General features: G+C 60.3%; 11 protein-coding genes. 3 read left to right on the top strand and 8 right to left on the bottom strand.

The annotated features are described in order from the left end of the window. Window positions 1-4 precede the first annotated feature (4 nt). Genes AC3WMV_RS10245 through AC3WMV_RS10225 form a run of 5 tightly spaced genes read right to left on the bottom strand, consistent with a single transcriptional unit; the run spans window position 5 to window position 4,164 of the window. The gene (locus AC3WMV_RS10245) at window positions 5-277 is read right to left on the bottom strand and encodes a DUF2160 domain-containing protein (protein WP_027614647.1); all 273 of its coding nucleotides are present in this window, start codon (window positions 275-277) and stop codon (window positions 5-7) included. Between the two features lie 10 nt (window positions 278-287). Next, on the bottom strand, window positions 288-1,088 hold the full coding sequence (locus AC3WMV_RS10240) for a carbohydrate ABC transporter permease (RefSeq protein WP_096795652.1): 801 nt from the start codon (window positions 1,086-1,088) through the stop codon (window positions 288-290). Between the two features lie 9 nt (window positions 1,089-1,097). After that, a complete protein-coding gene (locus AC3WMV_RS10235; RefSeq protein ID WP_007961995.1) occupies window positions 1,098-1,964 on the bottom strand; it encodes a carbohydrate ABC transporter permease in 867 nt (288 codons plus the stop codon). Next, entirely contained in the window at window positions 1,961-3,070 is a 1,110-nt protein-coding gene (locus AC3WMV_RS10230; RefSeq protein WP_103369484.1) for an ABC transporter ATP-binding protein, read from the bottom strand. Before AC3WMV_RS10230 ends, AC3WMV_RS10235 begins: the two co-directional genes overlap by 4 nt. Further along, window positions 3,070-4,164 carry an ABC transporter ATP-binding protein gene (locus tag AC3WMV_RS10225; protein ID WP_095138884.1) on the bottom strand — a complete coding sequence of 365 codons (1,095 nt, stop codon included), beginning with the start codon at window positions 4,162-4,164 and terminating at the stop codon, window positions 3,070-3,072. Before AC3WMV_RS10225 ends, AC3WMV_RS10230 begins: the two co-directional genes overlap by 1 nt. 381 nt (window positions 4,165-4,545) lie before the next feature. Between AC3WMV_RS10225 and AC3WMV_RS10220 the strand changes: the two genes are divergently transcribed. After that, the gene (locus AC3WMV_RS10220; RefSeq protein ID WP_103369482.1) at window positions 4,546-6,396 is read left to right on the top strand and encodes a sigma-54-dependent Fis family transcriptional regulator; all 1,851 of its coding nucleotides are present in this window, start codon (window positions 4,546-4,548) and stop codon (window positions 6,394-6,396) included. Between the two features lie 178 nt (window positions 6,397-6,574). Here the strand turns inward: AC3WMV_RS10220 and cysS are convergent, their stop codons facing one another. Both cysS and AC3WMV_RS10210 read right to left on the bottom strand, forming a co-directional pair. Continuing rightward, window positions 6,575-7,957, bottom strand: a complete 1,383-nt coding sequence (gene cysS / locus AC3WMV_RS10215; RefSeq protein WP_103369480.1) for a cysteine--tRNA ligase — start codon at window positions 7,955-7,957, stop codon at window positions 6,575-6,577. Between the two features lie 22 nt (window positions 7,958-7,979). Further along, complete coding sequence (locus AC3WMV_RS10210; protein WP_103369478.1) at window positions 7,980-9,680, bottom strand: glutamine--tRNA ligase/YqeY domain fusion protein; 1,701 nt, start codon at window positions 9,678-9,680, stop codon at window positions 7,980-7,982. A gap of 251 nt (window positions 9,681-9,931) precedes the next feature. Here AC3WMV_RS10210 and AC3WMV_RS10205 point away from each other — a divergent pair, with 251 nt between their 5' ends. Together AC3WMV_RS10205 and lpxH are read left to right on the top strand one after the other, a co-directional pair. Continuing rightward, window positions 9,932-10,438 (top strand): peptidylprolyl isomerase, encoded by a 507-nt coding sequence (locus AC3WMV_RS10205; RefSeq protein ID WP_027614639.1) that lies wholly within the window; start codon window positions 9,932-9,934, stop codon window positions 10,436-10,438. Continuing rightward, window positions 10,435-11,181: a UDP-2,3-diacylglucosamine diphosphatase gene (gene lpxH / locus AC3WMV_RS10200; RefSeq protein WP_103369476.1), complete on the top strand. Its 747-nt coding sequence runs from the start codon at window positions 10,435-10,437 to the stop codon at window positions 11,179-11,181. The genes AC3WMV_RS10205 and lpxH overlap by 4 nt, the downstream gene beginning before the upstream one ends. A gap of 178 nt (window positions 11,182-11,359) precedes the next feature. On the opposite strand, the gene AC3WMV_RS10195 is transcribed toward lpxH, so the two are convergent. Continuing rightward, window positions 11,360-12,889 (bottom strand): DHA2 family efflux MFS transporter permease subunit, encoded by a 1,530-nt coding sequence (locus tag AC3WMV_RS10195; protein ID WP_103369474.1) that lies wholly within the window; start codon window positions 12,887-12,889, stop codon window positions 11,360-11,362. Between the last annotated feature and the right edge of the window lie 13 nt (window positions 12,890-12,902).

Genomic DNA, 12,902 nt, shown 5'->3' with positions numbered 1-12,902 from the left:
TCGACTAGCCCCAGCGCATCACAACCAACAGCCACACCAGAGACAGCGCGGACGCCACCCAGATGCTCCAGTCGGTGACGCCGATTACCAGCAGATGCAGGTAGGCGCTGCCGAGAAGACCGATGAACAAGCGATCGCCACGGGTGGTGGCAATCGGCAGAAAACCGCGTCGCAGGATGCTCGGCGAGCGCAATTCCCAGGTGGTCATGCCCACCAGCAACAGGCCGATGGCGATAAAGAACCCCGCCGTGGGGGTGGTCCAGCTCATCCATTCCATCATGTGTTCCTCAGACCCGACCGAGGGCAAAGCCCTTGGCCACGTGGTTGCGAACAAACCAGATCACCAGCATGCCCGGGAGGATGGTCAGCACCCCCGCCGCCGCCAGCACGCCCCAGTCGATGCCCGAGGCCGACACCGTGCGCGTCATCACCGCCGCAATCGGCTTGGCATTCACCGAAGTCAGCGTGCGCGCCAGCAGCAGTTCGACCCAGGAAAACATGAAGCAGAAAAACGCCGTGACGCCGATGCCGGAACCGATCAACGGGATGAAAATCTTCACGAAGAACTTGGGGAAACTGTAGCCGTCGATGTAAGCGGTTTCGTCGATTTCCTTGGGCACGCCAGACATGAAGCCCTCCAGAATCCACACCGCCAGCGGCACGTTGAACAGGCAGTGCGCCAGCGCCACGGCGATGTGCGTGTCGAACAGGCCAATCGACGAATACAACTGAAAGAACGGCAACAGAAACACCGCCGGTGGCGCCATGCGGTTGGTCAGCAGCCAGAAGAACAGGTGCTTGTCGCCAAGGAAGCGATAGCGCGAAAACGCATAGGCCGCCGGCAACGCCACACTCAGCGAGATCACCGTGTTCAAGCTGACGTAATACAGCGAATTGAGATAACCGGTGTACCAGCTCGGGTCGGTGAAAATCACCTTGTAGTTGTGCCAGGTGAAATCCTGGGGGAACAGGGTCAAGCCGCCGAGAATTTCGGTGTTGCTCTTGAACGACATGTTCAACAGCCAGTAGATCGGCACCAGCAGGAACAGGATGTACACCAGCAACGGAACAAGTTTTCTTTTGCTCATGGCCGGGCCTCAACGGTTGGCGTCGGAATGGGTCATGGCGGTGTAGAACAGCCACGAGACCAGCAGGATGATCAGGAAGTACACCAGCGAAAACGCCGCCGCCGGCCCCAGATCGAATTGGCCGACCGCCATCTGCGTCAGCGTCTGACTGAGGAACGTTGTGGCATTGCCCGGCCCGCCGCCGGTGAGCACGAACGGCTCGGTGTAAATCATGAAACTGTCCATGAAGCGCAGCATCACCGCGATCAGTAGTACGCTTTTCAGCTTGGGCAACTGGATGTGCCTGAACACTGCCCACGCCGAGGCGCGGTCGATCCGCGCCGCCTGGTAATACACGTCGGGAATCGCCCGCAGCCCGGAAAAACACAGCAGCGCCACCAGCGAAGTCCAGTGCCAGACGTCCATCACCAGCACCGTGACCCAGGCGTCCATGGTGTTGGCCGCGTAGTTGTAGCTGATGCCCAGCGCATTCAGGCTCGAACCGAGCAGTCCAATGTCGGCACGACCGAAGATCTGCCAGATGGTGCCGACCACGTTCCACGGGATCAGCAGCGGAATCGCCAGGATGATCAGCACCACTGACGACCAGCGACCCTTGGTCGGCATGGTCAGGGCGACGGCGATACCCAACGGAATTTCGATCAACAGCACGCACGCCGAATAAATGAACTGACGCAGCAACGAGTCATGCAGACGCGGATCGAGCAGCACCTGCTTGTACCAGTCGGCGCCGACGAAGTAGCGGCTGGACTGGTCGAAAATGTCCTGCACCGAATAGTTGACCACGGTCATCATCGGGATCACCGCACTGAACGCCACCAGCAGGAACACCGGCAACACCAGCCACCAGGCCTTGTTGTTCTGCACCTTGTTCATGGCTGCACCTCTTCATCGGCTTCGAGCAGAAACTCATCGGCATAAACCATCAGCCACTGCGCCGGAAAACTGATATACGCCGTGCCCTGCGGCACCGGTTTGTCTTCGGCCAGACGCACCTTCAGCGGCGCACCATCGAGGTCGAGGGTGAGAATCTTGTAGGTGCCCAGGTCCTCGACGTGGACCACCCGCGCCTGCATCGCCTCGTCAAACGGCTCGTCCCAGACATGGATGAACTCCGGGCGGATGCCGACCTTCAGATTTTTCCACTGACCGTGTTCGATATGCCGTTGCAAGGCGTCGGACAGTGGCAAGTGCGTCGAAGCGAAACCGACCCCGCCCGGCTGCGGCTGCACCTCGATCAGGTTCATCCCCGGGCTGCCGATGAAGTAGCCGACAAAGGTGTGGCTCGGCCGCTCGAACAATTCCCGGGGCGTGCCGAACTGCACGATCTGTCCGCCGTACATCACCGCGATCTTGTCGGCGAAGGTCGAAGCTTCGAGCTGATCGTGGGTGACGTAGACCATGGTGATGTTGAACTGCTCGTGGATCTGCTTGAGCTTGCGTCGCAGCTTCCATTTCAGATGCGGGTCGATCACCGTCAGCGGCTCGTCGAAGAGGATCGCCGAGACGTCGTCACGCACCAGACCACGGCCCATGGAGACTTTCTGTTTTTCGTCGGCGGTGAGGTTGCGCGCCTTCTTGCTCAGCAGGTTTTGCAGGTCGAGGACTTCGGCGATTTCCTGCACCTTGCTGTGCACTTTCGCCTCGGCCATGCCCTGATTGCGCAGGGGGAAGGCCAGGTTGTCGAACACGGTCATGGTGTCGTAGACCACCGGGAACTGGAACACCTGGGCGATGTTGCGCTTCTCCGGGGTCAGGTCGTTGACCGCTTTGCCATCGAACAGCACATGTCCTTGCGAGGGGCTGAGCAGGCCGGAAATGATGTTGAGCAAGGTCGATTTGCCGCAACCCGAAGGGCCGAGCAAGGCATAGGCGCCGCCCTGCTCCCAGATGTGGTCCATCTCGCGGATCGCGTAATCGTCAGGCCCGCTCGGCTGCTTGCTGTAACTGTGGGCGAGGTGCTGCAAACGGATTTCGGCCATCAGGCAACCCTCGCGACACGTTGGCCCGGTGCCTGCACCAGACGGCCCTGCGCATCGAACACGAACAGTTTGTGGGTCGGGATGTAGATGCGGATCGGCGCATCGACGTCGTATTCGTGAACCCCCGGCAGGTGCAGCACCAACAGGAAATGCTCGTTGCGCACGTGCAGGAAGGTTTCCGAGCCGCTGATCTCCGCCACTTCGACGGTGACCGCCAGTTCCAGATCGTCATCGTTGCTCGGCACCAGCGAGATATGGCTGGGGCGCACGCCAAAGCGAAACTCGCCCTCGCCTACAGGACGCAGGTCGACGTTCAGCGGGAAGTGCACGAAGTTGGCGAAGCTGACTTCGTTGCCGGCGATGCGCCCGGGCATCAGGTTGATCGGCGGTTCGGAGAACAGCTCCGCCGCCAGCACGGTTTGCGGCTGGTGGTAAACCGAGGTCGACGGGCCGCTCTGGATCACCCGGCCCTCGTGCAGAATCGTCGTGGTGCCGCCCAGCGCCAACGCTTCGTTGGGTTCGGTGGTGGCGTAGATCGCAATGGTGTGGCGCAGCTTGAACAGCTCGCGCATTTCCTGGCGCAGTTCTTCGCGCAGCTTGTAATCGAGGTTGACCAGCGGCTCGTCGAACAGGATCAGCTCGGCATCCTTGACCAGCGCCCGGGCCATCGCCGTGCGCTGCTGCTGACCGCCGGACAGCTCCAGCGGATAGCGCTGCAGGAACTTCTCGATGCGCAGCATCTTCGCGGTTTCCAGCACTTTGCTATGAATGATTTCTTTGGAAACACCGGCCTGACGCAGCGGCGAGGCGATGTTCTCGAACACGGTCATGGTCGGGTAATTGATGAACTGCTGATAAACCATCGACACGTTGCGCAGGCGCACCGGGCGCTGGGTGACGTCGACGCCGTTCATCAGGATCCGGCCACTGTCGGGCTTGTCCAGGCCTGCCATCAGGCGCATCAGGCTGGTCTTGCCGGACAGCGTGCGGCCGAGCAGAACGTTGAAAGATCCGGGTTCGAATTTCAGGCAGGCATCGTCGATCCAGGTCTGGCCCTCGACGGTGCGGCTGACGTGCTCCAGGGTGAGTGACATGGCTCGGCCTTTTTATTATTGGAGTCAAGCGACCTGTGCAGCAGAGCGACATTCGTGCCAGAAATGGCAAGTGGTTGATTTGTCGTGAAAAGGGCTGAAAACGCGGGGATCGGGCGTTCATTGCTGAACACATTTGAACAGTTGGGCGATTGACAATGAACAATAGTGAACAACACTCTATGAACGCCTTTTGCCCAAATTCTGTGAACGATGAAAATCCAATGTGGGAGCGGGCTTGCTCGCGAAGGCGGTGTGTCAGTCGATGTAAATGTGTCTGATATACCGCTTTCGCGAGCAAGCCCGCTCCCACAGTTTTGATCTGTGTTGGTTTTGAAAGCAGTGCCATAACAACAATAAAATGCCCTTCAGAGGCCCACCACCATGGCCGCACCTGCCCCGCCGCTGTCCCACGACGCGATTGTCCAGAGCTCCTGGCAACGTTGCCGCGCCTTCGGCCTTGACCACCAGAGCGCCCCGGCCTTCGATCAATTGCCCGCCGCCGGCATCGCGCAGTTGCTCGACCGTCACCACGCGCTGGTGCAGACCACCCATCAGGAAGTGCTGCCGTACTACGAGAACATCCTCAGCAACTCCAATTGCCTGATCATGCTCGCCGACCATCAAGGCCAAGTGCTGACATCCTGGGGCACCCAGCGCTTTATCGAGCCGAATCTGGCTCGGGGTTTTCGCGCCGGGGCGAGCTGGATGGAGCGCTGCAGCGGCACCAATGCGATCGGTACCGCGCTGGCCTGCGAGCAAGCGGTGCACATCGAGCACGATGAACACTTTCTGAAAGCCAACCGTTTCATGACCGGTTCCGCCGCGCCGATTTTCGATGCCGAGCGCAAGGTTATCGCCGTGCTCGACGTGTCCAGCGACAGTTACCTGCCGCCCTCGCACACGCTGGGCATGGTCAAGATGATGAGCCAGACCGTGGAGAACCGGCTGATCCTCAACCTGTTCCACGGCCAGCACTTTCAACTGACCTTCAACACCGGGTTGAACAACCTCGACAGTCAGTGGGCCGGTTTGCTGATTTTCGATGAGAGCGGGCAGGTGCTGTCGGCCAATCGCCGGGCGGACAATCTGCTCGGCGTGCGCCTGTCGCGGGTCAGTGTCGAGAGCCTGTTCAATGTGTCGCTGCTGGAGTTGATCAATCAGCCCGACGGGTTGCCGTTCGCCCTGCAGACCTCCGGGCGCAACCGTTTTCAGTGTTTGTTGAAGCGACCGCAACAGGCAGCGGTTCAGCCTCGGGTATTTGCTGAACCGAAAAGCGCCGAAACGTCGCTCAAACCCGCGGGCGCCATCAGCCTCAGCACCCTGCACTTCGGTGACAGCCGGGTGGAAAAAGCCGTGCGTCAGGCCGAACGGCTGCTGGAAAAAGACATTCCGCTGCTGATCCACGGCGAAACCGGAGTCGGCAAGGAAGTCTTCGTCAAAGCGCTGCACCAAGCCAGCTCCCGCAGCAAACAGGCATTCATCGCCGTCAACTGCGCGGCGATCCCCGCCGAACTGGTGGAGTCGGAACTGTTCGGCTACGAAAAAGGCGCGTTCACCGGCGCCAACCAGAAAGGCAGCATCGGCCTGATCCGCAAAGCCGACAAAGGCACTCTCTTCCTCGACGAAATCGGCGACATGCCGCTGCCCACTCAGGCGCGGTTGTTGCGGGTATTGCAGGAGCGTTGCGTGCAACCGGTAGGCAGCAGCGAATTGTTCGCGGTGGATCTGCGGATCATCTCGGCGACCAACCGCTCTTTGCGCGAACAAGTGCAATTGGGCCGATTTCGTGAGGACTTGTACTACCGAATTGGCGGTTTGACACTGGAACTGCCGCCGCTCAGAGAGCGCAGTGATAAAGAGGCGCTGTTCAAACGCCTGTGGGAGCAGCATCGCGAACCGACGCAATGGGCCGGACTCAGCCGCGAAGTGCTGGAGCTGTTCGAGCGGCACCCGTGGCCGGGCAATTTACGTCAGGTCAGCAGCGTGATGCAGGTGGCACTGGCAATGGCCGAGGAGCAGCCAGTGCGGCCGGAGCATTTGCCGGATGACTTTTTTGTCGATCTGGAGATGGAGCCGGTGGAGAGCGTGCAGCCGCTGGGGCTGGATCTGAATGATGTGGAGGCGTTGAACCGCGAGTTGAAAGCAGCCGGGGGGAATATTTCGCATCTGGCACGCAGGCTTGGGGTGAGCCGTAATACCCTCTACAAGCGTTTGCGGCAGGCGGAGAGCTGACTGCTACGCAGTCAATCGCGAGCAGGCTCGCTCCCACAGGGGATGTGTGTCGCGCAAAGATCCACTGTGGGAGCGAGCCTGCTCGCGAAGGCATCAGCCCTGGCACTGCAGTAATTAAGCCATGCGCATAAACAAAAACCCGCACAAGGCGGGTTTTGTTTTATAGCGGATCAGGCAATCAGTCAGCCAGACGCCAGGTCGTACCACCCTTGCCGTCTTCCAGCACCACGCCCATGGCGGTGAGCTGGTCGCGGATGCGGTCGGATTCGGCCCAGTCTTTGCCGGCGCGTGCCGCCAGACGCGCAGCGATCAGCGCCTCGACTTCAGCTGCATCGACACGCCCTTCAGCGCCCGCCTGCAAAAAGTCATCGGCTTCCAGCTGCAACACGCCCAGCACGCTCGCCAGTTCTTTCAGACGTGCCGCCAGACCGGCCGCCGCGTCGAGATCGCTGTCGCGCAGACGGTTGATCTCACGCACCATCTCGAACAGCACCGCGCAGGCTTCCGGCGTGCCGAAGTCGTCGTTCATCACCGTGGTGAAACGCTCGACGAAGGCTTCGCCGCCGGCCGGAGCAACGCTCGGCAGGCCTTTCAACGCGTGGTAGAAACGCTCGAGTGCGCCCTTGGCGTCCTTGAGGTTGTCTTCCGAGTAGTTGATCGCGCTGCGGTAGTGGCTCGACACCAGCAGGTAACGCACGACTTCCGGGTGGTACTTGTCGAGCACGTCACGAATGGTGAAGAAGTTGTTCAAGGACTTGGACATCTTCTCGCCATTGATACGGATCATGCCGCAATGCATCCACGCGTTGGCGTAGGTCTTGCCGGTGGCCGCTTCGCTCTGGGCGATTTCGTTTTCGTGGTGCGGGAACTCGAGGTCGCTGCCGCCGCCATGAATGTCGAAGGTTTCACCGAGGCAGCAGGTGGACATCACCGAGCACTCGATGTGCCAGCCCGGACGCCCGGCGCCCCACGGCGATTCCCAGCTCGGCTCGCCCGGTTTGGCGGCTTTCCACAGGACGAAGTCCAGCGGATCTTCTTTCGACTCGTCGACTTCGATGCGTGCACCGATGCGCAGGTCTTCGATCTTCTTGCGCGACAGCTTGCCGTAGCCCATGAACTTGGCGACGCGGTAGTACACGTCGCCATTGCCCGGGGCGTAGGCGAAGCCCTTGTCGATCAGGGTCTGGATCATCGCGTGCATGCCCGGAATGTGATCCGTGGCACGCGGTTCCATGTCCGGCTTCTTGATGTTCAGGCGCGCTTCGTCTTCGTGCATCGCGGCGATCATGCGCTCGGTCAGCGCTTCGAAAGACTCACCGTTCTCGCGGGCACGATTGATGATCTTGTCGTCGATGTCGGTGATGTTGCGCACGTAAGTCAGGTCGTAACCGCTGAACCGCAACCAGCGGGTCACCAGGTCGAACGCGACCATGCTGCGGCCGTGGCCGAGGTGGCAGTAGTCGTACACGGTCATGCCGCACACGTACATGCGCACCTTGTTGCCATCCAGCGGCTTGAAGACTTCTTTGCTCTTGGTGAGCGTGTTGTAGATCGTCAGCACTTTATATTTCCTTGACGCTAAATCACTGGCCCCACGAATCACGCAGGGTCACGGTACGGTTGAATACCGGCTGACCTGGTTTCGAGTCCTTGATGTCGGCAACGAAGTAGCCTTCGCGCTCGAACTGGAAACGGTCTTCCGGCTGGGCGTTGCCAAGCGATGGCTCAGCACGACAACCGGTCAGCACTTGCAGTGAGTCAGGGTTGATGTTGTCGAGGAAACTCGCGCTGTCTTCGGCCTTCTCCGGGTTCGGAGAGCGGAACAGGCGATCGTACAGACGCACTTCGCACTCGATGCTGGCAGCGGCCGGCACCCAGTGGATCACGCCTTTGACCTTGCGGCCTTCAGGGTTCTTGCCCAGGGTTTCCGGATCGTAGGAGCAACGCAGCTCGACGATGTTGCCGTCGGCGTCCTTGATCGCTTCGTCCGCACGGATCACGTAGCTGCCACGCAGACGCACTTCGCCGTTCGGCTCCAGGCGCTTGTAGCCCTTTGGCGGTTCTTCCATGAAATCATCGCGGTCGATGTAGATTTCACGGGCGAACGGCAGCTGGCGCACGCCGAGTTCTTCTTTCTGCGGATGACGCGGCAGTTCGAGGTTCTCGACCTGACCTTCCGGGTAGTTGGTGATCACGACTTTCAACGGACGCAGCACGCACATGGCCCGCGGGGCGTTCGCGTCCAGATCCTGACGGATGCTGAACTCGAGCATGCCGAAATCGACCACACCATCGGAACGGTTGGTGCCGATCATGTCGCAGAAGTTGCGGATCGACGCCGGCGTGTAGCCACGGCGACGGAAGCCCGACAGCGTCGACATGCGCGGGTCGTCCCAGCCATTGACGTGCTTTTCATCGACCAGTTGCTTGAGCTTGCGCTTGCTGGTGATGGTGTAGTTCAGGTTCAGGCGGCTGAATTCGTACTGGCGCGGGTTGGCCGGCACCGGCAGGTTTTCCAGGAACCACTCGTACAGCGGACGATGGCTTTCGAATTCCAGGGTGCAGATCGAGTGGGTGATGCCTTCGATGGCGTCCGACTGACCGTGGGTGAAGTCGTAGTTCGGGTAGATGCACCACTTGTCACCGGTCTGATGGTGATGGGCGTGGCGGATGCGGTACATGATCGGGTCGCGAAGGTTCATGTTCGGCGAGGCCATGTCGATCTTCGCGCGCAGCACACGGGCGCCATCCGGGAACTCACCGGCGCGCATGCGCGCAAACCAGTCGAGGTTCTCTTCCACCGAACGGTCGCGGAACGGACTGTTCTTGCCCGGCTCGGTCAGGCTGCCACGGTATTCCTTGGCCTGCTCAGGGGTCAGGTCGTCGACGTAAGCCTTGCCGGCCTTGATCAGCTCGACCGCCCAGTCGTGCAACTGGTCGAAATACTGCGAGGCGTAGCGCACTTCACCGGACCACTCGAAGCCCAGCCATTTGACGTCGGATTCGATCGCATCGATGTATTCCTGGTCTTCCTTGGCCGGGTTGGTGTCGTCGAAACGCAGGTGCGTGACGCCGCCGAACTCCTGGGCCAGGCCGAAGTTCACGCAGATCGACTTGGCGTGGCCGATGTGCAGGTAGCCGTTGGGCTCAGGCGGAAAACGGGTGACGATCTGGGTGTGCTTGCCCGAGTCCAGGTCTGCCTGGATGATCGGCCGCAGGAAATTGACCGGCACGGCAGGGCCGGACTTGGCATTCGAGGTAGGGTCGACAGTGGGCTTGCTCATAGGATCCTTGACTTACATGTGCGCGGCCGCAAAGGGGGCCAGACAAAACAAAGCCGCTATCATAGCCGATGCTGTCAAGGGGCTGACAGAGCGCGGCCTATAAAGGAGCGCATTTAATCGCCGGGTTTTGGAAAAACAGCCTCGAAATTCGCGCCTGTCACGCTAAACTGCGCTCCTTGGCCGAAGCAGGCTGAACCGGTTGTGGGGCTGAATGTCCCAGAACCACGAATTCCTTATAAAGAGTAGCGATCATGACTCAAGTCAAACTGACCACCAACTACGGCGACATCGTCATCGAACTGGACGCGGAAAAAGCGCCAATCACCGCTGCCAACTTCATCGAATACGTCAAGAAAGGTCACTACGAGAACGTAGTGTTCCACCGCGTGATCAAGGGCTTCATGATCCAGGGCGGCGGTTTCGAGCCTGGCATGCAGGAAAAGAAAGACAAGAGCCCAAGCATTCAGAACGAAGCTGACAACGGTCTGAAGAACGAGAAGTACACCGTTGCCATGGCCCGCACCATGGACCCGCATTCGGCCTCGGCGCAGTTCTTCATCAACGCCACCAACAACAGCTTCCTCAACCACACCGCCAAGACCGCTCAGGGCTGGGGTTATGCCGTGTTCGGTAAAGTCGTTGCCGGTACCGACGTGGTCGACAAGATCGAAGGCGTTGCCACCACTTCCAAGGCCGGTCACCAAGACGTGCCGAAAGACGACGTGATCATCGAGAAAGCCGAGATCATCGAAGCGTGATATTGCTGATTTCAGACTTGCATCTGGAAGAGGAGCGCCCGGACATTACCCGGGCGTTTCTGGATTTGCTCGCCGGACGCGCCCGCTCGGCGAGTGCGTTGTATATCCTTGGCGACTTTTTCGAGGCGTGGATTGGCGACGACGCCATGACGCCCTTCCAGCGTTCCATCTGCCAGGCCCTGCGTGAACTCAGCGACAGCGGCACGGCGATCTTTCTGATGCACGGCAATCGCGACTTCCTGCTCGGCAAGGCCTTCTGCAAAGAAGCTGGCTGCACGCTGTTGAAGGATCCGAGTGTCGTGCAGTTCTATGGCGAGCCGGTGCTGCTGATGCACGGCGACAGCCTGTGCACCCGCGACGTGGGCTACATGAAGTTGCGGCGCTACCTGCGCAACCCGATCACCCTGTTCATCCTGCGCCACATGCCGCTGAGCACCCGTCACAAACTGGCGCGCAAGCTGCGCAGCGAAAGCCGCGCGCAGACGCGGATGAAGGCCAATGACATCGTGGATGTGACGCCGGAGGAAATTCCGCGGATCATGCAGCAATACGCGGTGAAAACCCTGATTCACGGGCATACCCATCGTCCGGCGATCCACAAGCTGCAACTCGGCGAGCAGGCGGCGAAGCGGATTGTGCTGGGGGACTGGGATCGTCAGGGTTGGGCGTTGCAGGTGGATGAGAACGGGTATGCCCTGGCACCATTCGACTTTGCTCCGCCGCCGGCCCTGCCGCACGGCTGAAGATCGCCCCCCTCACCCCAGCCCTCTCCCCCAGGGGGGCGAGGGGGAAAGGGAGCCGATCTTCATGCTATTCAAAACCTGAGTTCAACTCGGTGGCTCAGGTCGGCGGACCTCGAAAGAAACCCTCAGTCAGTCCCCTCTCCCTCCGGGAGAGGGTTAGGGTGAGGGGCTTTTGACCTTAGTGTCCTGAAGCAGCAGGCCCGGCCTTCGCCGCAAACGGCGGCTTCGCCAGCCACACAATCAGAATCAGCCCCATGAAGCCCCAGCCCAACAACGTGAAGTAATCCACGGTGGAGAGCATGTACGCCTGGCTGGTGAGGATCTGATCCATCTGCGCATAAGCCGATTGGCTCGCGCCGCCTAAATGGTTCAAGGTCTCGCGAGTCGCCGGTTCGAAGGTACTGATACTTTCGCTCATGTACGCATGATGCTGATCGGCGCGGCGGATCCAGATCCATGTGGTCAACGATGCCGCAAAGCTGCCGCCCAAGGTGCGCAGGAAGGTTGCCAGGCCTGCGCCGTCGGCGATCTGGCTCGGTGGCAGGTCGGACATCAGGATGCTCAGGGTCGGCATGAAAAACAGCGCCACGCCGATACCCATGAACAGCTGCACCAGGGCGATGTGCTGGAAGTCCACCTCGTTGGTGAACTCGGCGCGCATGAAGCAGCTCAGGCCAATCGCGAGGAACGCCAGACCGGCCAGCAGGCGCAGGTCGAACTTGTTCGCGTACTTGCCGACAAACGGCGACAGCAACACCGGCAGAATCCCGATCGGCGCCACCGCCAGACCGGCCCAGGTCGCGGTGTAACCCATCTGGGTTTGCAGCCACTGCGGCAGGATCAGGTTGATACCGAAGAACCCGGCGTAACCCAGCACCAGCACCAGTGTGCCGATACGGAAGTTGCGGTAAGCAAACAGGCGCAGATTCACCACCGGATGCTGATCGGTCATTTCCCAGATGACGAACACTGCCAGGGCGATTACGGAAATCGCCGCGCCGATGATGATGAAGTTCGACTCGAACCAGTCCAGGTCATTGCCCTTGTCGAGGATCACCTGCAACGCGCCGACGCCGATGATCAGCGTGATCAGACCGACGTAGTCCATCGGTTGGTGACTGGTCTCCACCGGGCGCTTGGCCAGTTGCGAGCGCACCACCATCACCGCAAAGATGCCGATCGGTACGTTGATGAAGAAGATCCACGGCCAGCTGTAGCTGTCAGTGATCCAGCCACCGAGAATGGGACCTGCAATTGGCGCGACCACCGTGACCATCGCCAGCAACGCCAGGGCCATGCCGCGTCTCGCGGGGGGGTACACGGCAATCAACAGCGTCTGCGTCATCGGGTACAGCGGCCCGGCCACCAGGCCTTGCAGCACACGGAAGCCGATCAGTTCCGGCATCGAGGTGGAGATACCGCAGAGAAACGAGGCCAGCACAAACAGGATGGTGGCCCAGAGAAACAGCTTCACCTCGCCGAAACGCCGACTGAGCCAGCCGGTCAGCGGCAGCGCGATGGCGTTACTCACGGCAAACGAAGTGATCACCCAGGTGCCCTGCTCCGAACTCACCCCGAGGTTGCCGGAAATGGTCGGCAGCGCCACGTTGGCGATGGTGGTGTCGAGCACTTGCATGAACGTCGCCAGCGACAGGCCGATGGTGCTGAGCAACAGGCTGGGCGGCGTGAAAGAGGCGTTATTGCTCATTGTGAATCCTATG

The organism is Pseudomonas sp. FW305-3-2-15-E-TSA4 (genome assembly GCF_058787295.1).
The sequence above is the reverse complement of the archived record's forward strand: the minus strand, read 5'-3'. Positions and strand labels throughout refer to the sequence as shown.